21 protein-coding genes and 1 tRNA gene are annotated in these 21,708 nt (G+C 55.7%); 13 read left to right on the plus strand and 9 right to left on the minus strand.

The annotated features are described in order from the left end of the window. Positions 1–16 precede the first annotated feature (16 nt). The 7 genes from HII27_RS13320 (at position 17) to HII27_RS13350 (ending at position 5,742) form a co-directional block, all read left to right on the plus strand. On the plus strand, positions 17–583 hold the full coding sequence (locus HII27_RS13320) for a YggT family protein (RefSeq protein WP_185668322.1): 567 nt from the start codon (positions 17–19) through the stop codon (positions 581–583). Then, on the plus strand, positions 580–870 hold the full coding sequence (yggU, locus tag HII27_RS13325; protein WP_185668323.1) for a DUF167 family protein YggU: 291 nt from the start codon (positions 580–582) through the stop codon (positions 868–870). Before HII27_RS13320 ends, yggU begins: the two co-directional genes overlap by 4 nt. A gap of 8 nt (positions 871–878) precedes the next feature. Beyond that, entirely contained in the window at positions 879–1,472 is a 594-nt protein-coding gene (locus HII27_RS13330; RefSeq protein ID WP_185668324.1) for an XTP/dITP diphosphatase, read from the plus strand. Then, positions 1,465–2,601, plus strand: coding sequence for a radical SAM family heme chaperone HemW (hemW, locus tag HII27_RS13335; protein ID WP_185668325.1), 1,137 nt, complete (start codon positions 1,465–1,467; stop codon positions 2,599–2,601). The genes HII27_RS13330 and hemW overlap by 8 nt, the downstream gene beginning before the upstream one ends. Positions 2,602–2,903: 302 nt before the next feature. Continuing rightward, on the plus strand, positions 2,904–3,890 hold the full coding sequence (locus HII27_RS13340) for a TRAP transporter substrate-binding protein (RefSeq protein ID WP_185668326.1): 987 nt from the start codon (positions 2,904–2,906) through the stop codon (positions 3,888–3,890). Positions 3,891–3,937: 47 nt separating this feature from the next. After that, a complete protein-coding gene (locus tag HII27_RS13345; protein WP_185668327.1) occupies positions 3,938–4,441 on the plus strand; it encodes a TRAP transporter small permease in 504 nt (167 codons plus the stop codon). After that, positions 4,441–5,742: a TRAP transporter large permease gene (locus HII27_RS13350; RefSeq protein WP_185668328.1), complete on the plus strand. Its 1,302-nt coding sequence runs from the start codon at positions 4,441–4,443 to the stop codon at positions 5,740–5,742. Before HII27_RS13345 ends, HII27_RS13350 begins: the two co-directional genes overlap by 1 nt. Before the next feature lie 46 nt (positions 5,743–5,788). Here HII27_RS13350 and HII27_RS13355 read toward each other — a convergent pair whose 3' ends face one another. The 4 genes from HII27_RS13355 to trmB form a co-directional block, all read right to left on the minus strand. Further along, positions 5,789–6,793, minus strand: coding sequence for a DUF1202 family protein (locus HII27_RS13355; RefSeq protein ID WP_185668329.1), 1,005 nt, complete (start codon positions 6,791–6,793; stop codon positions 5,789–5,791). 116 nt (positions 6,794–6,909) lie between these two features. Beyond that, complete coding sequence (locus HII27_RS13360; protein ID WP_185668330.1) at positions 6,910–7,629, minus strand: YggN family protein; 720 nt, start codon at positions 7,627–7,629, stop codon at positions 6,910–6,912. A gap of 177 nt (positions 7,630–7,806) precedes the next feature. Next, positions 7,807–8,133 (minus strand): YggL family protein, encoded by a 327-nt coding sequence (locus tag HII27_RS13365; RefSeq protein ID WP_185668331.1) that lies wholly within the window; start codon positions 8,131–8,133, stop codon positions 7,807–7,809. A 1-nt stretch (position 8,134) separates the two neighbouring features. After that, on the minus strand, positions 8,135–8,854 hold the full coding sequence (gene trmB, locus HII27_RS13370; RefSeq protein WP_185668332.1) for a tRNA (guanosine(46)-N7)-methyltransferase TrmB: 720 nt from the start codon (positions 8,852–8,854) through the stop codon (positions 8,135–8,137). 156 nt (positions 8,855–9,010) lie between these two features. On the opposite strand from trmB, the gene mutY reads away from it, so the two are divergent. From mutY to HII27_RS13390, 4 genes are all read left to right on the plus strand, one after another. Continuing rightward, on the plus strand, positions 9,011–10,063 hold the full coding sequence (gene mutY, locus HII27_RS13375) for an A/G-specific adenine glycosylase (protein WP_185668333.1): 1,053 nt from the start codon (positions 9,011–9,013) through the stop codon (positions 10,061–10,063). Positions 10,064–10,089: 26 nt separating this feature from the next. Beyond that, positions 10,090–10,365, plus strand: coding sequence for an oxidative damage protection protein (locus HII27_RS13380; RefSeq protein WP_185668334.1), 276 nt, complete (start codon positions 10,090–10,092; stop codon positions 10,363–10,365). Between the two features lie 47 nt (positions 10,366–10,412). Further along, positions 10,413–11,492, plus strand: a complete 1,080-nt coding sequence (mltC, locus tag HII27_RS13385) for a membrane-bound lytic murein transglycosylase MltC (protein WP_185668335.1) — start codon at positions 10,413–10,415, stop codon at positions 11,490–11,492. A gap of 241 nt (positions 11,493–11,733) precedes the next feature. Continuing rightward, the gene (locus HII27_RS13390; RefSeq protein ID WP_185668336.1) at positions 11,734–12,990 is read left to right on the plus strand and encodes a nucleoside permease; all 1,257 of its coding nucleotides are present in this window, start codon (positions 11,734–11,736) and stop codon (positions 12,988–12,990) included. A gap of 139 nt (positions 12,991–13,129) precedes the next feature. Here HII27_RS13390 and HII27_RS13395 read toward each other — a convergent pair whose 3' ends face one another. After that, positions 13,130–15,265: an ornithine decarboxylase gene (locus HII27_RS13395; protein ID WP_185668337.1), complete on the minus strand. Its 2,136-nt coding sequence runs from the start codon at positions 15,263–15,265 to the stop codon at positions 13,130–13,132. A 418-nt stretch (positions 15,266–15,683) separates the two neighbouring features. Here HII27_RS13395 and HII27_RS13400 point away from each other — a divergent pair, with 418 nt between their 5' ends. Further along, positions 15,684–16,391, plus strand: a complete 708-nt coding sequence (locus tag HII27_RS13400) for a DUF554 domain-containing protein (protein WP_185668338.1) — start codon at positions 15,684–15,686, stop codon at positions 16,389–16,391. A 105-nt stretch (positions 16,392–16,496) separates the two neighbouring features. Further along, a tRNA-Phe gene (locus HII27_RS13405) sits at positions 16,497–16,572 on the plus strand. 522 nt (positions 16,573–17,094) lie between these two features. Here HII27_RS13405 and HII27_RS13415 read toward each other — a convergent pair. Genes HII27_RS13415 through HII27_RS13430 form a run of 4 tightly spaced genes read right to left on the minus strand, consistent with a single transcriptional unit; the run spans position 17,095 to position 21,671 of the window. Further along, the gene (locus HII27_RS13415) at positions 17,095–18,000 is read right to left on the minus strand and encodes a fimbrial protein (RefSeq protein ID WP_185668340.1); all 906 of its coding nucleotides are present in this window, start codon (positions 17,998–18,000) and stop codon (positions 17,095–17,097) included. A 16-nt stretch (positions 18,001–18,016) separates the two neighbouring features. After that, entirely contained in the window at positions 18,017–18,520 is a 504-nt protein-coding gene (gene fimG / locus HII27_RS13420) for a type 1 fimbrial minor subunit FimG (RefSeq protein WP_185668341.1), read from the minus strand. A 12-nt stretch (positions 18,521–18,532) separates the two neighbouring features. After that, a complete protein-coding gene (gene fimF / locus HII27_RS13425) occupies positions 18,533–19,060 on the minus strand; it encodes a type 1 fimbrial adaptor subunit FimF (RefSeq protein WP_185668342.1) in 528 nt (175 codons plus the stop codon). A gap of 10 nt (positions 19,061–19,070) precedes the next feature. Further along, a complete protein-coding gene (locus tag HII27_RS13430; RefSeq protein WP_185668343.1) occupies positions 19,071–21,671 on the minus strand; it encodes a fimbrial biogenesis usher protein in 2,601 nt (866 codons plus the stop codon). Positions 21,672–21,708 lie beyond the last annotated feature (37 nt).

Here is a 21,708-nt window from a genome sequence, read left to right on the forward strand (position 1 = left end):
AACCTCAAGGAACGCCATGAAGACGTTGACCTTCCTGCTCGCTACAGTTCTCGAACTGTACACAATGGTGCTACTGCTGCGCGTCTGGATGCAGTGGGCGCGCTGTGATTTCTACAACCCGTTCTCTCAGTTCGTGGTGAAAATAACCCAACCTATCGTTGGGCCGCTGCGCCGTATTATTCCGCCAATGGGGCCGCTGGACAGCTCCTCGTTGCTGCTGGCGTTTATCCTGTGCTTTATCAAGGCCATCGTGCTGTTTATGGTGGTGACCTTCCAGCCGATTATCTGGATCTCGGCGGTGCTGATTCTGCTCAAGACCATCGGCCTGCTGATCTTCTGGGTACTGCTGCTGATGGCTATCATGAGCTGGGTCAGCCAGGGCCGCAGCCCGGTTGAAATTGTGCTGATGCAGCTGGCCGAGCCGCTGCTGCGCCCAATCCGCCGACTGCTGCCGTCCATGGGGGGCATCGATTTCTCTCCAATGGTGCTGGTTCTGCTGCTGTACGTGATTAATATGGGCATCGCAGAAGTCCTGCAGGCCACCGGCAATATGCTGCTGCCAGGGCTGTGGATGGCGCTATGAGTGCCGTCACGCCCTGCGATGACGGGCTGGTTCTGCGGTTGTACATTCAGCCAAAGGCCAGCCGTGACGCGATTGTCGGGGAGCATGGCGACGAATTAAAAGTCGCCATCACCGCCCCACCCGTTGATGGGCAGGCCAATGCCCATCTGGTGAAGTATCTCGCCAAACAGTTTAAGGTCGCCAAAAGCCAGGTCATCGTCGAGAAAGGCGAACTGGGGCGGCATAAACAGGTTAAAATTATTCATCCGCAACATATTCCTGCGGGCATTGCAGCCCTGACAAATTAGGATATCCCATGCAAAAAGTTGTCCTCGCTACCGGTAACGCCGGTAAAGTGCGCGAGCTCGCCTCGCTGCTCGCTGATTTTGGTCTTGATATCGTCGCCCAGACCGAGCTTGGCGTGGAATCCGCTGAGGAAACCGGGCTGACCTTTATTGAGAACGCGATCCTCAAAGCGCGTCATGCCGCCCAGGTGACCGGCTTACCGGCGATTGCCGACGACTCCGGCCTTGCCGTTGATGTACTCGGCGGCGCGCCAGGTATCTACTCCGCCCGCTATTCCGGCGTGGACGCCACCGACCAGCAGAACCTCGAAAAGCTGCTGGTGACGCTGAAAGACGTTCCAGACGACCAGCGTCAGGCGCAGTTCCACTGCGTGCTGGTGTATCTGCGTCACGCCGAAGATCCCACGCCGCTGGTGTGCCACGGCCGCTGGCCTGGCGTGATTACCCGTGCACCAGCGGGTGAAGGTGGCTTTGGCTACGATCCTATTTTCTTCGTACCGTCGGAAGGCAAAACTGCTGCCGAACTCACGCGCGAAGAGAAGATTGCCATCTCTCACCGTGGTCAGGCGCTGAAGCAGTTACTGGAAGCGATGCGCAATGGTTAATCTGCCTCCGCTGAGTCTCTACATTCATATCCCGTGGTGCGTGCAGAAATGCCCGTACTGCGACTTTAACTCGCACGCGCTTAAGGGCGAAGTGCCTCACGACGACTACGTACAGCATCTGCTGAGCGATTTAGATGCGGATGTCGCCTGGGCGCAGGGACGTGAAGTAAAGACCATCTTTATTGGCGGCGGTACGCCGAGCCTGCTTTCAGGCCCGGCGATGCAGACCTTGCTCGACGGCGTGCGTGCGCGACTGAAGCTGGCAAGCGACGCGGAAATCACCATGGAAGCCAACCCTGGCACCGTCGAAGCTGACCGCTTTGTGGAGTATCAGCGCGCAGGGGTGAACCGCATCTCCATCGGCGTGCAGAGCTTTAGCGACAGCAAATTGCAGCGGTTGGGGCGTATTCACGGGCCGGAAGAGGCTAAGCGCGCCGCGCGTCTGGCGAGCGGGCTGGGGCTACGCAGCTTCAACCTCGACCTGATGCACGGGCTGCCGGATCAATCGCTGGAAGAGGCGCTGAGCGACCTGCGTCAGGCGATTGAGCTGTCGCCACCGCACCTCTCCTGGTACCAGCTAACGATTGAGCCTAATACCCTGTTCGGCTCTCGCCCACCGGTGCTGCCGGACGACGACTCGCTGTGGGATATCTTCGAGCAAGGCCATCAGCTGCTGACCGCCGCGGGCTATCAGCAGTATGAAACCTCGGCTTACGCCAAACCGGGCTACCAGTGCCAGCACAACCTCAACTACTGGCGCTTTGGTGACTATCTCGGCATCGGCTGCGGTGCACACGGTAAGGTGACCTTCCCGGACGGGCGCATTCTGCGTACGGCCAAGACTCGCCACCCGCGCGGCTATATGGAAGGACGCTATCTGGAACGTCAGCATGACGTCGAAAACGCAGACAAACCGTTCGAGTTCTTTATGAACCGTTTTCGCCTGCTGGAGCCAGCGCCACGCGCGGAATTCAGCGCCTACACCGGCCTCGATGAAAGCGTGATCCGCCCGCAGCTTGATGAAGCACTGGCACAGAACTACCTGACCGAGTGCGAGGCGTACTGGCAGATCACCGAGCACGGCAAGCTATTTTTGAATTCGCTGCTGGAATTATTCCTTAGCGAATAATGCAACTTATATATTTGCCGTTATTAATAACGGCAAATATATACCTCATTTATTCCGATCTATCTAAATTAATTTTAACGAATAATACCCACATAAATATTTCAATAAAATATTAATAACCAGTGATGGATATTAAATAAATATAACCCAGCACACAAAAATCGCATTTAACGTATAGCCAGGTTAAAAATGTGAGAGCGTTAGCGTGAAGTTGTCTGACAACCAGGATAATATGTCATACAGAAACACAGACTATCCCGACAGATATAAACCACGATAATTAATGTGCATGGAGCCTATTAATGAAACCTCTCTCTTTTAGCAAAACGCTGATGTGCGCTTCTCTGCTCGCGTTACTTTCCACCGGGGCAACCGCCGCAGAAAAAGTGACGCTTAAGCTCGCGCATAATCTCGAGCGCAGCCACGTTGTTCACCAGGCCTTCGAGGAAATGGCGAAAGAAGTTAAGCAGCTGTCTGACGGCAAAATGACGCTCCGCATCTACCCTAGCAGCCAGATGGGCAGTGCGCGTGAAACCATGGAGCTGTTGCAAAACGGGGCGCTGGATTTAACTAAAGGCTCTGCCAGCGATCTGGAATCATTTGATAACGTGTACGCCATTTATAATCTGCCATTCCTGTTTAAAGACCAGAACCATTTTAATAAGGTCGTCTTTGGCGAAGTCGGTAAAGAAATTATGGAATCCACCAAAGAGAAAGGATTCTTCGCACTTTCGGCTTATGTTGCTGGTACCCGTAGTTTTTACGCCAAACAGCCTATTACTAAACCTGAAGATTTAAAAGGGCTGAAAATTCGCGTTCAGGCCAGCCCAACGACGATTAAAATGGTGGAATTAATGGGGGGGTCACCAACGCCTATTTCGTTCGGCGAAGTCTATACCGCCATGCAGCAAGGCGTCGTCGATGGTGCAGAAAATAACGTGCCGTCGTGGGTACAAACGCGCCATATCGAAATTGCGAAAGTCTTCTCTGAAGATGAGCATGCCTCCATTCCAGACTTCCTGGTGATTTCAACAAAAACCTGGGACAAGCTGACCCCAGAGCAGCAGCAGATTCTCGCTAAAGCGGCCAAAGCCTCAGAAGCCTATCAGCAGAAGTTGTGGGATCAGGTCGATGCCGACACCCGCGCACAGGCTAAAGCGATGGGCGGGGAGATCGTCAAAGTCGACAAAGCGCCGTTCCGTGCCGCCGTTCAGCCGCTGTTCGATGATTTCAGCAAAGATCCAAAACAGGCCGCGCTGCTGGCCAAATTTGAAGCCGCCGCAGAATAATCCCTTGCGGGCCAGCCCTTGGCCCGCCTTCACCAGGATAATAAACGATGATTTTCACCCGCACTAAACAGGCGGTGGACCGCACGATCGCCGCGTTCTCCGTCGCGGTCATGATCGCGCTGGTTATATGCGTCGTCTGGCAGGTTTTTAGCCGCTATGTGTTAAGCCAGCCCAGCACGCTTACCGACGAACTGGCACGCTTTCTGATGATTTGGGTTGGTCTGCTCGGGGCCGCCTATACCGTCGGCGCGCAGCGCCATCTGGCGATTGATTTACTGGCGATGACGCTGAAACCGCAAAAACAGAAGCTACTCAGCATCGTGATTAACTTGCTGATTTTTCTCTTTGCCGGTTCGGTGATCGTCACCGGCGGCCTGAAGCTTATCGATAAAACGCTCGCCACCTCGCAGGTGTCCGCTGCGATGCAGATCCCGATGGGCTACGTCTATCTGATCCTGCCATTAACCGGTCTCATCATGATGTTTTACGCCTTATGGTTCATCGTTAACGGCTTACTGAGCCTGAAAAATTCCGCGCAAGGAGCGTGCTAATGGACGGGTATATTGCCTTAACGCTGTTTGGTGCGTTCTTCGTGCTGGTGTTTATCGGCGTGCCGATTTCGTTTTCCATCGGTATTGCCACCGTCGCCTCCATGCTATTGATGTTCCCATGGGATATCGCGGTGATTACCGTTTCCCAACGCCTGGCGAACGGACTCGATAACTTCGCCCTGCTGGCGATCCCGTTCTTTATTTTTGCCGGTACGCTGATGAACAGCGGCGGCATTGCGATACGGTTGATCAACCTCGCACAGGTGATGGTTGGCCGCGTGCCCGGCTCGCTGGGCCACGTCAACGTACTCGCCAATATGATGTTTGGATCCATTTCAGGTTCAGCGGTTGCAGCGGCGGCAGCCGTCGGTGGGACGCTGCATCCGATCCAGACCAAAAAAGGTTACGATCCGGCATTCTCTACGGCGGTTAACGTCTCTTCCTGCATCACCGGCTTGCTGATCCCGCCGTCGAACGTGCTTATTGTCTTCTCCCTTACCGCAGGCGGCGTTTCTGTCGCTTCGCTGTTTATGGCGGGCTACCTGCCCGGCATTTTGATGGGCCTGGCTATCATGATCGTCTGCGCGATTATTGCCAAACGACGCGGCTATCCGGTTTCTGAGCGCCCAACCTGTGCGCAAGCAGCAAAAGCCTTCCTCGACGCGCTGCCAAGCCTGCTGCTGGTCTTTATCGTGATGGGCGGTATCCTCGGCGGGATTTTCACCGCCACCGAAGCCTCTGCCATTGCGGTAGTTTATACCTTTATCCTGTCGGTGCTTATCTACCGCGAGGTGAAGTGGCGCGACCTGCCTAAGCTTATCCTTGAGTCGGTGGTGACCACCTCCATCGTTCTGCTGCTGATCGGTTTTTCTGTGGGCATGTCATGGGCAATGACCAACGCCGATATCCCTTATATGATCAGTGACACGCTGATGGGGATCTCAGACAACCCGCTGGTCATTCTGCTGCTGATTAACATCGTGCTGCTGATCGTCGGTATCTTTATGGACATGACGCCTGCGGTGCTGATCTTCACACCAATCTTCCTGCCGATCGCTCAGGATCTGGGGATGGACCCGGTACATTTCGGGATCATGATGGTGGCGAACCTGTGCATCGGGTTGCTGACGCCGCCGGTAGGCAGCGCTCTGTTTGTCGGCTGCTCAATCTCAGGAGTGAAAATTCAGCAGCTCATCAAGCCGCTGCTTCCCTTCTATTTCGCCCTGCTGGTTGCGCTGATGATGATTACCTATATCCCGCAGATTTCCCTGTTTATTCCGCAGGTTCTGGGGCTGATGTAAGGTTTCACGCTCGTAAAAGGGAGGCTCGCCTCCCTTGTATCTTGCATTACGGAATCACGCCCTCTTTACGCAGCTTCGCCGTCCCTTCCTGCCAGACCTTAGCGTCACGCTCAAGGTCATCAATACTGAACGACACTCCCATCATCTGTTCATACAGCGCCTGGCGCTCTTTCTGCAGCGGTGCCAGTTGTTTATCTTTTTCCGCCATCTCAGCAGTCAGTTTGTCCCGCAACTGGATATGCTGGCGGTAGTACTCCTCTTTTGTTTTCTCTAGCACCACGTCACGGGCTGCGTGAATGGGAGCGCTATCGCAACCCGCTTTTTTCTGGCAGGCCGCCAGCGCTGGTTCATAAACGTTGAGATAGTACTGAGACTCAAATTTGGCAAAGCTATTTTTACGATCGAGTTCATTCAACTGTTGGACTTGCGCTCGTTGAAGCGCGCCACGATCGAGCTGCTTACCGTTTTCATCTGTTCCCCATGAACGTTTGATCTTTTCATCCTGAGCATCGAGCTTTTTCTTTAGCGCTTCATACTCTGCCTGCTGTTTCTGGATAAGCGTCTTACTGGCGGCGAACTGCGCGTCTATTCTGGCAAACTGCGCCATATAGCCGCTGTCGTTAACCACCAGCGCCCTGGAGAGATCTTTCTCGTGGCTAAAGGGGCGTCCCACGCTTTTGGCGGCCATTTGCATTGAGAAAAATTCGGTTTTCCAGCCTGAAGCCCTGGTTCCAACGGCAGTCATCATCGCCGAAAATTTTACCGGCTGGTCTTTTTTCCAGGTACGTTCGTAGAAAAGGTAGTCGCCAGCTGCGCCAAGAATACCGTAGAGATCGTCGTTAGACGCAATATCGCCCTCGACCATGTAGGTCGCGCGATTGCCTACCGATTCTAGCGGACTAAGCTTCAGTGCCCCAAGATGCATCAAGCCATCAGAGTGTTCGGCGAACTGCTGCTTAATAACATCATCAGTTGGCGTGTTGTCATCGGCAAAAGCGTGAAGGGAGATACTACTTAGCAGGAGCAGCCCGCATTTCCAGGCGAGTGTCATCGGCAAATTCCTTTTTATGAGTGAGGGTGCATCATACGGAATCTGCGAAGGGAAGAAGGATAAACGAAATCTGATTCTGACTACCGGCGAAAAGCAGGTAGCCAGTTAAGAAGGGGTTACTTCAGGGTGCCAACCAGCGCTTTGCGGCTCTCTTCCAGCGACACCACGCGACCACACACGTCTTTACCGAAAGCCTGGAAATCCGCCTCCTGGTTTTTCCATTCGTTCTGAATGGCCGTTTGTAGACCGCCTAAGCTCCCCAGCACGCCCTGAAGCGGGTTACCGCCGCCTTTCAGCACGGCCTTGGCGCCCATTTCGTTGATGCTGTCCTGGAGAATACCGCCCATCGCCTGGTTCACCAGCTGCTGCCCATCGGCGCGAACTTCGTCGATAGCTTTGTAGTGGAAGGTCAGGCCGTCGGTGCGGTGTTCAATAATGCGGTTCATCTGTGCTTTGAGCTGCGCATCGAGCTTGGTCAGACGCCCGCGCATGTTGCTGCTCTCGCCCACTTCTTTAGCGATGATTTTATCCAGCGCTACGCGACCTTTTTCAACGCGGCTACGTGCGCCATCGTCAATCCACGGCAGCGCGCTGCGCAGTTCGGTCTGGTAGTCTTTCGCCTGCTCGCGCTGGGCGGCACTCAGCGTGTAGACCTTGCCGTTGTAGGTCACATCGCCGGTTGGGGCGATCACCAGGTTGCCGTTTTCACCTTTCACCTGCACGGTTTTCGGGCTAAGAACGACATCATCGCGGGGGGTTACGCTGCACTGGTAGTCAGCATGGGCGGACATCGCCGTGAAGGTTAAAACTGCCGTCAGCAGCGTTTTACGCATCATCACTTTCCCTTAATATAAATCGGGCCAGCAAATGCCGGCCCCTTATACACTTCATCCTTCAAGTTGCCTCTGCGTTGGCTGCGTTCACTCCCCCCAGTCACGTACTTATGTACGCTCCTGGGGATTCGCTCTCTTGCCGCCTTGATGCAGCTTGAATGATTTCGTGTATATAGACTATTAGTCCCACCAAACGTCGAAAAGTTCGCTGGTGCGGACCTCTTCGTACTTGCGGTCTTCCAGCCACTTACGGACCAGCGCCTGGTGTTCTTCGGTGCATTTACCAATTTCCTGGGTGCAAATCAGACCTTCCCAGGCCAGATAGCCGCTGCCGTCAAAGGCCAGTTTGTTCGGCTCGATCACTTCATCGATAAACTGGTCGACTTGCTGATCAATCTGCTCTGCGCTGGTGCCTTCCGGGAAGCGCCATGCAACGGAGAAACCAATTTCCTGAAACTCTTCGATGTGCATCTTTTTACGCAAACGACGGCTACGATTCTTTGCCATTTTATTTCACCCTCTCGAACATTAAGTCCCATACGCCGTGGCCAAGACGATGACCACGCTGTTCAAATTTGGTTACCGGGCGCGATTGTGGGCGCGGTACATAGTCTTTACTTTCAGACAGGTTCTGATATCCGTCAATGGAGGACATCACTTCCAGCATATGTTCGGCATAGGCTTCCCAGTCGGTCGCCATGTGGAACACGCCGCCCAGCTTCAGTTTGCTTTTTACCAGCTCGGCAAACGGTACCTGAACGATACGGCGTTTATTATGACGCGCTTTGTGCCATGGGTCAGGGAAAAAGAGCTGAACCATGTTCAGGGAGTTGTCCGGGATCATCTTGTGCAGCACTTCGACCGCATCGTGGCACATCACGCGCAGGTTATCGACACCTTCTTCGTGTGCGGATGCCAGGCACGCGCCCACGCCCGGTGAGTGCACTTCAATGCCGAGGAAGTTCTGCTCCGGGCGCGCTTTGGCCATCGCCACCAGCGAAGCGCCCATCCCGAAACCAATCTCCAGCGTGACCGGTGCTTCGCGGCCAAACAGGGCGGCGAGGTCGACAGGCTCTTCGCTGAATTCAACGCCCATCACCGGCCAGTAGTTTTCCAGCGCGTGTTCCTGCCCTTTTGTCAGTCGCCCCTGGCGACGAACAAAACTACGAATGCGGCGCAGTGGGCGGCCGTTTTCATCAAATTCCGGTGAAATGACGTCGTTCTTCATAAAAATTAAGTCTGCTTGTGAGAGTGTTCGGGAAACGGGCATTATCCAAAGTTAGTTGCCGGATGCAAGCACCGGAAAGTTCCTGTTTACAGCATAGTACCGCTGTGCTGCAATCTGGCCCCTGAATAGTACGATACTGGAAACATAGCTTTGACCATGCAAGCGTCTCAATTTTCAGCCCAGGTGCTGGAGTGGTACGACAAATACGGGCGTAAAACCCTGCCCTGGCAAATTGAAAAGACGCCTTACAAAGTATGGCTGTCCGAGGTAATGCTGCAACAAACGCAGGTTACCACCGTCATCCCTTACTTTGAACGGTTTATGGCACGTTTTCCGACCGTAACCGATCTCGCCAACGCGCCGCTCGATGACGTGTTGCATCTGTGGACCGGGCTCGGCTACTACGCCCGCGCGCGTAACCTGCATAAGGCCGCGCAGCAGGTCGCTACGCTCCACCAGGGACGCTTCCCGGAAACCTTCGATGAAGTGGCCGCGCTGCCTGGCGTAGGGCGTTCCACCGCCGGGGCGATTTTGTCACTGTCGCTCGGCAAGCATTTCCCGATTCTCGACGGCAACGTCAAGCGCGTGCTGGCACGCTGCTACGCCGTGGGCGGCTGGCCGGGGAAAAAGGACGTTGAGAAAAAACTGTGGGATATCAGCGAGCAGGTCACCCCTGCGGTTGGCGTATCGCGCTTTAACCAGGCAATGATGGATCTCGGCGCGATGGTCTGCACCCGCTCTAAGCCGAAGTGTTCGCTCTGCCCGCTGGAGAACGGCTGCATCGCCACAGCGAATAGCAGCTGGGCGCAGTATCCGGGCAAAAAACCCAAGCAGACCATCCCGGAACGTACCGGCTATTTTCTGATGATGCAGAACGGCCGCGACGTCTTTCTCCAGCAGCGTCCGCCTAGCGGACTGTGGGGCGGTCTATACTGTTTCCCGCAGTTTGAGACCGAAGAAGCGCTGCGAGACTGGCTCGAGGCACGGCACATCCCTGCTGATACGCTGACTCAGCTAACCGCGTTCCGCCACACTTTCAGCCATTTCCATCTGGACATTGTGCCAATGTGGCTTACTGTGTCCTCATTCACGCCATGCATGGATGAAGGCAACGCTCTCTGGTATAACTTAGCGCAGCCGCCCGTCGTTGGGCTGGCCGCACCGGTTGAGCGCCTGTTGCAGCAGTTACGCGCCGATTCACTCGTTTAGCGAGCGGCGACATAAGAGGATTGATTATGAGCAGAACCATTTTTTGTACTTTCCTGCAGCGCGAAGCCGAAGGACAGGATTTCCAGCTCTATCCAGGCGATCTGGGAAAGCGTATCTATAACGAGATCTCGAAAGAGGCCTGGAAGCAGTGGCAGCAGAAGCAGACCATGCTCATCAATGAAAAGAAACTGAACATGATGAACCTGGAGCACCGTAAGCTGCTGGAAGAGGAAATGATCAATTTCCTGTTTGAAGGCAAAGATGTGCACATTGAAGGCTACACGCCGCCTGAAAAACAGTAAGGGCCCGACGGGCCTTTAAGACATCAACAACACGCGCTCCCGGAATAATGAAAAAATTACTCGCTCTGGCACTCATTGCGCCGCTGCTGGTCTCCTGTTCCTCAAAAAATAAAGGCGATACCTATAACGAGGCGTGGGTCAAAGACACCAACGGTTTTGACATTCTGATGGGGCAGTTCGCCCATAACATTGAAAACATCTGGGGCTTTAACGAAGTTCTGATAGCGGGCCCAAAAGACTACGTTAAGTATTCCGACGGCTACCAGACCCGTAGCCACATCAACTTCGACGACGGTACCATCACCGTTGAAACCATCGCTGGCACCGATCCCGCCGCGCGTCTGCGCCAGGCCATCGTCACCACCCTGTTAATGGGCGATGACCCCGGCTCGGTTGACCTTTATTCCGACGCCGACGATATCCAGATTTCCAAAGAGCCGTTCCTCTACGGCCAGGTGGTCGACAATACCGGCGAAGCCATTCGCTGGCAGTGGCGCGCCGAGCGCTTTGCCGACTACCTGTTGCAAACGCGGATGAAAAAACGCACCAGCGGCCTGCATATTATCTACAGCGTGACCATTAATCTGGTGCCAAACCACCTGGATAAACGTGCGCATAAATATCTGGGCATGGTGCGTCAGGCATCCCGTAAATACGGCGTCGACGAGTCATTGATTCTGGCGATTATGCAGACCGAATCCTCCTTCAACCCGTATGCGGTCAGCCGTTCTGATGCGATGGGGCTGATGCAGGTTGTGCAGCATACCGCCGGGAAAGACGTGTTCCGTTCGCAGGGGAAATCCGGCACGCCAAGCCGTAGCTACCTGTTCGACCCGGCCAGTAACATCGACACCGGTACCGCCTATCTGACGATGCTGAGCAACGTCTATCTGGGCGGTATCGATAACCCAACGTCACGTCGCTATGCGGTGATCACCGCCTATAACGGTGGCGCGGGCAGCGTGCTGCGCGTCTTCTCCAACGATAAAGTTCAGGCGGCGAATATTATCAACAGCATGGCCCCGGGCGACGTTTATCAGACCCTGACCACGCGCCATCCGTCTGCGGAATCACGTCGCTATCTGTATAAGGTGAATACCGCGCAGAAGAGCTATCGTCGCAAGTAATAATTCTCACACTATCAGGCGCTCTCATCTCTAACTCACCGGGATGAGAGCGGCCTTCCCACCAACTCCCGCTATAAAAATGTTACTTTTGTCACTAAATCGTTTTGCAAAGTAAGAATAATTGCAAAATTTTGCGGTGCTTAACAATGTCTCGCTATCCACGTTGATAGAATCAGCGCAAATAACGCCTCTGAATGTTATCTAAGCAACACACCCAGCCAAATTTTGTGAGGAAAGTAACATGAATTTAAAGCTGCAGCTTAAGATACTGTCGTTCCTGCAGTTCTGTCTTTGGGGGAGCTGGCTCACCACGCTCGGCTCATACATGTTTGTTACGCTTAAATTCGACGGCGCATCTATCGGCGCGGTTTATAGCTCCCTCGGTATCGCTGCCGTCTTTATGCCAACGCTTCTCGGCATCGTGGCGGATAAGTGGATCAGCGCCAAATGGGTTTACGCCTTCTGTCACCTGGTCGGGGCCGGTACGCTGTTTATGGCGGCCGAAGTCACCACACCGAGCGCAATGTTCTTCGTTATCCTGCTCAACTCGCTAGCCTATATGCCAACGCTGGGCCTGATTAACACCATCTCTTACTACCGCCTGAAAACGGCCGGTCTGGATATCGTTAACGATTTCCCACCAATTCGTATCTGGGGCACTATCGGCTTTATTCTGGCGATGTGGGCGGTGAGCTTCTCCGGCTTCGAGCTGAGCCATATGCAGCTGTATATCGGTGCCGCGCTGTCGGTCGTGCTGGTGCTGTTTACCCTGACCCTGCCGCATATTCCGGTCTCTAACCAGCAGCAGAAACAGAGCTGGACCAGCATGCTGGGGCTGGATGCGTTTGCGCTGTTTAAAAACAAGCGCATGGCAATCTTCTTTATCTTCTCCATGATGCTGGGCGCAGAGCTGCAGATCACCAACATGTTCGGCAACACCTTCCTGCACAGCTTCGATAAAGATCCGCTGTTTGCGACCAGCTTTATCGTGCAGCACGCGTCGGTGATGATGTCGATTTCGCAGATCTCTGAAACCCTGTTCATCCTCACCATTCCGTTCTTCTTAAGCCGCTACGGCATCAAGAACGTGATGCTGATTAGTATCTTCGCATGGATGCTGCGCTTCGGCCTGTTCGCCTACGGCGACCCAACGCCATTCGGCACCGTGCTGCTGGTCCTGTCGATGATTGTTTACGGCTGCGCCTTCGACTTCTTCAACATCTCCGGTTCGGTGTTCGTTGAGAAAGAGGTTCGCCCGGAAATTCGCGCTAGTGCGCAGGGCATGTTCCTGATGATGACCAACGGCTTCGGCTGTATCCTCGGCGGTATGGCGAGCGGTAAAGTGGTTGAGATGTATACCGTAGACGGCATCACCGACTGGCAGAGCGTATGGCTGATTTTCGCTGCCTACTCTCTGGTTCTGGCGGTGGCGTTTGTTGGGCTGTTTAAATACAAACATGAGCGTACGCCTGCCGGTGTGCAGACGGTTGCCCACTAAGGCACGGCCCCCTCACCCCGGCCCTCTCCCCACGGGGGAGAGGGAGAAAAACGTCCCGGATTCTGTTATTAATCACTGCACCTAACAGTCCCCTCTCCCCCACGGGGAGAGGGTTAGGGTGAGGGGGAAATCCCACTCCCTACTTCAAAACATACCCATACAACCGACTAATCCCGTCAGCATCCTTCTCGCTGTAAACCCCCTGAAGCTCCGGCGAAAAGCCCGGCAGCAGGTTCACGCCCTCTTCCAGCGCCAGGAAGTAGCGCTGTACCGCACCGCCCCACACCTCGCCCGGCACCACGCATAGCACGCCCGGCGGGTACGGCAGTGCCCCTTCGGCAGCAATGCGCCCTTCCGCTTCGCTGATACGCACCAGCTCAACGTTGCCGCGAATAAACTCACTGTTGGCATCCTGCGGGTTCATCACTACCGCCGGCAGGCTGGCTTTGCGGAACATTGCCTTTTGCAGATCCTTCACGTCGAAGCTGACGTACAGGTCGTGCATCTCCTGACACAGTTCACGCAGGGTGTAGTCGCGATAGCGCACCGGGTATTTGTTGTAGATGGTCGGCAGCACGTCGGCCAGCGGCGTATCGTCTTCAATATGCTGTTCGAACTGACCGAGCATCGCCACCAGCTGCGCCATTTTCTCAGCGGATTCCGCTGGCGTCAGCAGGAAGAGGATCGAGTTGAGATCGCACTTCTCCGGCACAATGCCGTTTTCACGCAGGTAGTGCGCGAGGATCGTCGCCGGGATGCCAAACTCGGTGTACTCGCCGGTTTGTGCATCAATGCCCGGCGTAGTCAGCAGCAGCTTGCACGGATCGACGAAGTACTGATCCTGCGCGTAACCGTCAAAACCATGCCAGCGCGCACCCGGCGCAAAGCTGAAGAAACGACGTTCGCTGGCGATAGTTTTGGTCGGATGATCCTGCCACGGGCGGCCGTCGACGATCGGCGGGATAAACGGCTGGATCATCTTGCAGTTCGCCACAATCGCTTTACGCGCTTCAATGCCCAGCTCAACGCACTCCGCCCACAGGCGGCGGCCGCTCTCCCCTTCATGGATTTTGGCGTTCACGTCCAGCGCCGCAAACAGCGGGTAGAACGGGCTGGTTGAAGCGTGCAGCATAAAGGCGTTGTTCAGCCGCTTGTGCGGGCAGAAACGTGCCTGGCCGCGAATGTGATTGTCTTTCTTGTGGATCTGCGAGGTCTGCGAGAACCCGGCCTGCTGTTTGTGCACCGACTGAGTGACAAAAATCCCCGGATCGTTTTCGTTAAGATCCAGCAGCAGCGGCGAAGTGTCCGCCATCATGTCGATAAACTGCTCGTAGCCCACCCACGCGGAATCGAACAGGATGTAGTCGCAGAGGTGGCCGATTTTATCCACCACCTGACGGGCGTTGTAAATCGTACCGTCATAGGTACCAAGCTGAATGATCGCCAGGCGGAACGGACGCGCGTCATCGGCTTTCTCTGGCGCCACGTCGCGGATCTGCTCGCGCAGATAGCTATCGTCAAAGCAGTGGTCGTCAATGCCGCCGATAAAGCCGAACGGGTTGCGCGCCGCTTCCAGGTAGACCGGGGTTGCCCCAGCCTGAATCAACGCGCCGTGGTGGTTGGATTTGTGGTTGTTGCGGTCGAACAACACCAGATCGCCGCGAGTGAGCAGCGCGTTGGTCACGACCTTGTTAGCCGCCGAAGTGCCGTTCAGCACAAAGTAGGTTTTATCGGCGTTAAAGACCTTCGCCGCGAACTTCTGCGCGTGCTTGGCTGAGCCTTCGTGGATCAGCAGATCGCCGAGTTTCACGTCGGCATTGCACATGTCAGCACGAAACACGTTCTCACCGAAAAAGTCATAGAACTGGCGGCCCGCCGGGTGCTTTTTAAAGAACGCGCCGTGCTGATGACCCGGACAGGCAAAGGTGCTATTGCCCATTTCAACGTACTGGGTCAGGGTGTCGAAGAACGGCGGCAGAAGATCTTCTTCGTAGCGACAGGCTGCCGTTTCCAGCTCCAGCCACTCCTGCTCTTTTCCGCTAATCACCGCATTCACGCCTTCCGGCACGCCGATCGCGTCCGCCGTCAGCACGAAGATCGGCAGGTTAAAGCCAGTACGTTTGAGTAATGCCAGGATGCCGCTGTGGCTATCCGCCACCGTAATGACGACTGCTGCCACATCGGTAAAGTCGGTGCCGTCCAGCGCTACCACGCTGCGATGGGTGGAGAGACGGGAGACCAGTTCGCGACTGGCAGCAATGTGCATTGATTTCATAAGCGCAACGACCCACTCAGGGAGAGTAAAAGCCCCGGACAAAGCCTCTGGCTTTGCCCCATAAAGCGTCTGGGTGCAACTGGGTTACAGCTCCGACCGCCAGACATCAGTAAAAGCAGACATGGTCTAATCTTACTGTTGTCCTGCAGTGAGCGTGCGTTGGCTTCACCGCATGGTGAGCAATGAGAAAGGGGCAGACCTTCGCGAGCAGGCGAAGTGGCATTGGCGATGTAATGGCAAAGATGTCATTGCAGGCGGCCCCGATTCAGGAAAGGAGAAAATTCGCGCAATCATGGCACCATTCCCCAGGGGGTGCAAGACGAAATTTTTATGCACTTATACCACGGAGAAACAAGCACTGAACCGATTAATCAGTCCATAATAATGCAGGACTTATCGATAAGTAACAGGAGTTAACGTGGTAATAGGCCCATTTATTAATGCCGGCGCGGTGCTGGTCGGCGGCTTGATCGGTGCGCTGCTCAGCCAGCGTTTACCCGAGCGTATTCGCATTTCAATGACCTCGATTTTTGGCCTTGCCTCGCTGGGGATTGGCCTTCTGCTCGTTATCAAATGCGCCAATATGCCGGTGATGGTGCTCGCAACGCTGGTCGGCGCGCTGATTGGTGAGTTTTGCTTTCTGGAAAAAGGCATCAATAAAGCCGTTTCCAGCGTACAAAAGCGGATGCTCAAGCCGGGAAAAAGCAGCCAGCACGAGAACTTTATTCAAAGCTTCGTGGCGATTATCGTACTGTTCTGCGCCAGCGGGACGGGGATTTTCGGGTCGATGCATGAAGGCATGACCGGCGACCCGACCATTCTTATCGCCAAGTCGTTTCTCGATTTCTTCACCGCGATGATCTTTGCCTGCTCGCTCGGTTTTGCCGTCTGCGCCATCAGCGTGCCGATGCTTATCATCCAGCTCTCGCTGGCGTTCTGCGCCTTCCTGATCCTGCCGCTGACCACCCCCGCCATGATGGCCGACTTCACCGCCGTCGGCGGCCTGTTGCTGCTGGCTACCGGGCTGCGCATCTGCGGGATTAAGATGTTTGCGGTGGTGAATATGCTGCCTGCGCTGCTGCTGGCGATGCCGATTTCTGCGGCCTGGACGGCGTTTTTTGCCTGACGCAGTGTGTAAAACGGGCAAAGTGGTGATAGATTGTGCAACTCGCCGCAAATTTTATAAATTTCGTTGACGAGTCGAGGCGATTACGGTTTAATGCGCCCCGTTGCCCGGATAGCTCAGTCGGTAGAGCAGGGGATTGAAAATCCCCGTGTCCTTGGTTCGATTCCGAGTCCGGGCACCACTATTTAAAGAACCCAGCCTATGGCTGGGTTTTTGCTTTTCAGGGATATCACAACGCGTTCAATCCCCCTCCTTCACCGCCTTTACCGCTTGCTTAATCTCTTCGCGCAGTGCTTTCATTTCATCGTTGTCCGGGATCAGCACAATGCAGCCTCCGGCAATCTTCACCGTGACGCCTGTTCCCGTGTCGAAACCGACCTCTTTTAGCCATTTTCCGCTGAGATTCAGGGAGGGCGGCTGGTATTGCCTTGCTGAAGGACATAGCTGACGGTGTAGCGGCGCTCGGTTTTTATCGGTGTGGCGGATGATGGGTGAGTCTGGGTAGGGATCGTAGCCATAAGGGGCAACCTTCAACAAGCAGTCAATAATGCCGCCATCGAAGAGGCTAATCCCGGCACCTGATTTTGCAGATGCCAGGCAAAGGTACTGCTATCACTTACAGGCCGCAAGCGGTTTTCATACGCTAATCAAATCATCACGTTAATCTGGAATTCGCCTCGCAAAACGTGCCGACACTGCGCCCTCATTGATACACAAACGTCACCCCAATAATCGACTGCACGTTCCCCGCCGTCACCTGACCGCTGGTTCGCGCGTAGTTGGCCGTTAACCCCAGGCTGACGGCAGACGTCGTCACCGTGCCAAGCGACACCGTGCTATTAGCAGGAAGTACGCTGCCGTTGCGCGTAAGCTGCACGCCAATCCCCTGTGCCGGTGAGGCCGAGGCGGTGTTGGTGAAGATGGAGTTCGCCGCATCCGCCGTGGTGCCTGAAAGGTAGTAACCCAACTTCTGACTCTGCGCACAGTAAACCGTCAGTGGAATGGCCGTGGAGCCGGGGTAATCCGGTAGCGTCACCGTTATGTTGCGCGAGGAAACATCGCAGCCGCCGGTCGGTACCACCACGTTATTGTTGGCGTAGATATTCCAGATAAACTGAAAATCATCGCTGTTCTTGTTGTTGGTCTGGCGCAAGATCATCCTCGCAATCAGCGTGCCGGAGCTAATTGCCACACCACCGGCGGAGCTAATTGGCGTCAAATAGAGCACCGTAGGCCAGGGCTTGTCGGTCTTTGAGTTATAGATCAGGCGCGATGTTTCGGTAGTGGTGGGAAACGGGTAGCTGGTACCGTTATATTTCACGGTGCCGGAAAAGCTCGACAGCACCCCGCCGTAGGCCGAGCCGCGCTGCAGCGTCACATAGTCGGTGATGGTCTCCGGGTAGTCGTTATGACAAAAAATCTGCGTCGAGAGATCGACCACCAGGTTTTGCCCCACGTTTACCGCAGGCGCAAGATCCACATAAACGTTAGCGCTGCCGCCGCCGATGGGGATGGTCGTACCGTTCGCCGTCTTACAGGCAAACGACCAGGCGTTAAACGACCAACCAGCCAGCAGCAGCGTTGTCAGTAGGGCTATCACGTTTTTCATTACTCTCTTCTCCTGGTCAGGCGTAGGTATAGGTGACGTTGATGACCGTCTTAATGGTGCCCTGGGTCGCACCGCCGTTCACCGACAGCGCCCTCACCTGCAGCGGGAAATGCGCAGACTGCGATGCTTCGTCCACCGTCACCGTCGTGGTAGCGCCGGTGTTCAGCGTGTTTCCGCCGTTGTCCTGGAGCTCAAGCTGGATGTTTTTGGCGGTGCCCTGATTCTGGTAGTAGCCAGTGGCGTCCGCCGTGCCGCTAAAGCTGGCGATCACCCTTGATGTGCCGACAGGGCAGTTGCTGAGTTCAAGCGCCACGCTGTGCCACGCGGAAGCTGAGCCCGCGGAAAGCAGGCTAAAGGTATAGAGGTCACCAAGCTCGACGCTGGCGTTGGTGGTCGATACCGTGCACGGCTTTGCCACCACTTTACCGTTGACGGTGATGGTGACATCGGCAGCCCACAGCGCCGGAGAGACCGCCATCAGGGCTAACGCCCACAGCCAGCCGTAATAAACCCGTTTCATCTGCGCCTCCGCTTACTGAAATTCAAGAGTGAACGTCGCCGTGGCGTTAACGTGGCCCGGGGTGACCGGCACCTGCGTCGCCATCAGGCGGGCGTAAAAGTTCAGCGTGTTAGTCTGGCCGGGGGTGAGCGTCGTCCATGGAATGGTCGACGATGCAGCGTTAATCGGCAGCGTGGTCTGCTGCCCGTTGAGGATCTGCACCCCCATTCCTGCCGCGGCAGACGCGCCACTGCCCAGCTTTAACAGGCTGGTATTGCCGTTATCCGCCACGCCGGTAAATCCCACCTTCACTGCGCTGACCGCCCCGCCGCACGGCGAGAGCACGATGCGAAACGGGACGGCGGGCGTAGTTGCGCCAACGGCGTCGAACTGTTTAGCGGCGTTGTTCATCAGGTCGACGGTAAAATCCTTCGACTCTCCCGCCACGGCGCAGCCGTTATCCCTGACGTTGCCGGTAATGGTTATCGTGCTATCTGCCGCTAGCGCGCAGGTAGCCGTCAGCGCCAAGCACACGCTGAGCAGATAAAAGGGAGTTCTCATTATTCTGTCCTTAGCGGCACACGGCCGATAGCTGAATCAGCGTCTGTTCCAGGCTCTCATTTGGGATGCGGTAGTCCGCCACGCAGCGGGCATCGTCGCCTTCGCCCCATACCACCTGAACCTTCCCGGCAAGCGGCATACCGCTCAGGTAAACGAGGCCGTTATCCGCCACGATGCTGCTGTTCTGATTGTCTGCTGAAGTCACCACCGCACCGAAAGGCACCAGCTTGCCGCGATGTGTGAGCGTCATTAGCAGCTTCATCCCTACCCGCGTTTTAAACTTCGCCCGCACAATCGCCCCGTGAGTGGGCACCACGTTGACCACCGCGTCGTCTAAATCGACGTTATCTGCCAGCGAGTTGGTGTCGAGCGCCACGCGGTTTTCACGATACTCGGTGGCGTACGGCAGGACGGCGTAGCCGCGCCAGTCGGTGCGCACCCCGGTCTGGTTTTCCACCCTTGTGCCTTCCGCACCCGGCGCGCTCACCAGCACAACCGTGTCGTTCAGCGGTTGGCTTAGCGTCACGCCATTGGCATGCGCCAGCACGCCGCCGCTCATGCCGTAATAGAGCTGCTTCAGGCTGTCGCTGTGGCTGTAACCGACGTTGGCGTTACCATAACCGCCGCGATAGTTCAGTGCCGCATAGCCGGTGCTGCCGCTAGAGCCTTCCCCGCCGCTGGCGTAGCCGGTCTGCACGCTGTAGCTCAGGTTGTTATCTTCCAGCAGCGTGCCGTACAGCCCGGCCAGGTTGCTCATGCGACCGTTAAGATCGTCAGACATGCTGTAGCTGGCGCTGGCGTGTCGCCAGACGGATTGGTTGTCTGAGCGCAGCCAGTGGCTGAATGGAATGTTGACGTTCACGGCCAGCATCTGGTCACGCCCATCCTGCCAGGCGTTTTTGGTCAGGCTGTAGCTCAGCGTCCAGTTGATGTCACTGACGGCGGTATTCAGCCCGACCTGGAACTGTTCATCCGCGCTGTCGGTTCCCCAGTAGCTTTGGCGGCTACCGCTTACGTAAAGGGTGGCGGTACGGCCTAGCTGCTGGGTCACGCTCACCTGCACCTTGCCCCGTTTGCTATAGGCCAGGTTGTAGTAGTCGGTGAATTTCGGCTTCACGTAAACCGGCCCGTCCTCGGTCACTACGCTATGGCCGCTCATGCGCTGGTAGGTAGTATCGGCAAAGCTGTAGTAGCCCTGCGTGGAGTAGCGATAGCCCACCAGTTGAATATTGGTACCCAGTTCGCTGAGCGATTTGTTATAGAGAAATCGTACCGACTGGCCCTGCTGTTCACTGTCATCGGGCAGCGTGGCGTTGGCCTGGGTGATATCCACCGACAGCGCGCCCAGATCGCCCATATTTTTCCCGACGCCCAGGTTAAAGGCGCGATAGCGGTCTGCCAGTTGGGTGCCACCATAGAGCGTCCATCCTGCCGGTAGCCCGTGCATCAGCGTGCTTTGAAAGAAGGTAGGATCTTCCTGGAGATCGTTGCCGCTGCGGTATTTCCCGGCAGTCAGCGCGTAGCGGGTGTGGCCTTCACGCTGCAGGACCGGAACCGAAGAGTACGGCACGGTGAAGCTCTGAACGCTGCCGTCCGCCTCTTTGATGGCGACCTGAAGATCGCCGCCGTTGCCCGCCGCATAGAGATCGTTAATGGTGAAGGGACCCGGCGGCACCGTACTGTGGTAAATCTCATAGCCGTTCTGTTTGATAGAGACCTGGGCCGTACCACGCGCAATACAGTGGATCACCGGCGCAAAGCCTTTCTGGCTATCCGGCAGCATATTGTCATCGGATGCCAGCTGCGCTCCGCGAAAGTTAATGCCGTCAAAGACGTCGCCGTTGGTGTAGCTGTCGCCTAGCGTCAGGCGCGAGCGAAACGGCGTGATATCACGTTCCAGCCAGGTGTTGACGTGCTGCCATTGATTCTGGCTGGTTGAACCGCTGCTGTAGCTCCAGGTGCTGTTATCACGCAGCCGCCACGCGCCAACGTTGAGCCCGCTTTGCAGGTTTAAATAGGCGTACTGGCTGCTGCCACCAACGCGGTTTTGTACGTTATTACCGGTGAAGTTGTAGTTCAGCAGCCCGGCGGTGATCCCGTTATCCCACAGCTCAGGCGAAATATAGCCGCGCGCTTGGTTTCCCATATAGGCCTGAGGAATGGTCAGGTACAGACGCTGCTGGCCGACGTCCAGGCGGATGGTCGCATCCTTGATCATCTCCGTAAACGGTACACAAGCATCAGGCTCTAGCGCTTCCATTCCCTTAATCACAGCCGTATTAAGCCCCATGCTGGCAAGCTGGCCGCGCGTCAGGCACGGCATCAAACCGTGGCCGTTTTCACCGGCGCTGAAGGTGACATCACGAGTGGTCATAAAGCCATCGTTCAGATAGATATCCATACGATAGGTGCCCGGCGGTAGCTCCTGCCCCTTCTCAAAGCTAGAAAGATCCGCGACGGCAGCCGGGTCGTCGGCCAGAAAACGCGGGTTAAAGTAGAGCTCCGCCTGAGCGAGAAAGGCCGGTGAAGCGAGCAACGTCGCAACGGAGAGTTGCGTCAGCCGTATACGTCGGGCCTGCAAATGGTCGAGGCCAAATTTCAGATATGACATAGTCCCTCCGGTTCGACATCGCCCGGCAGTCTGTTCT

This window comes from Kluyvera sichuanensis, from assembly GCF_014218705.1.
GTDB classification, from domain to species: domain Bacteria; phylum Pseudomonadota; class Gammaproteobacteria; order Enterobacterales; family Enterobacteriaceae; genus Kluyvera; species Kluyvera sichuanensis.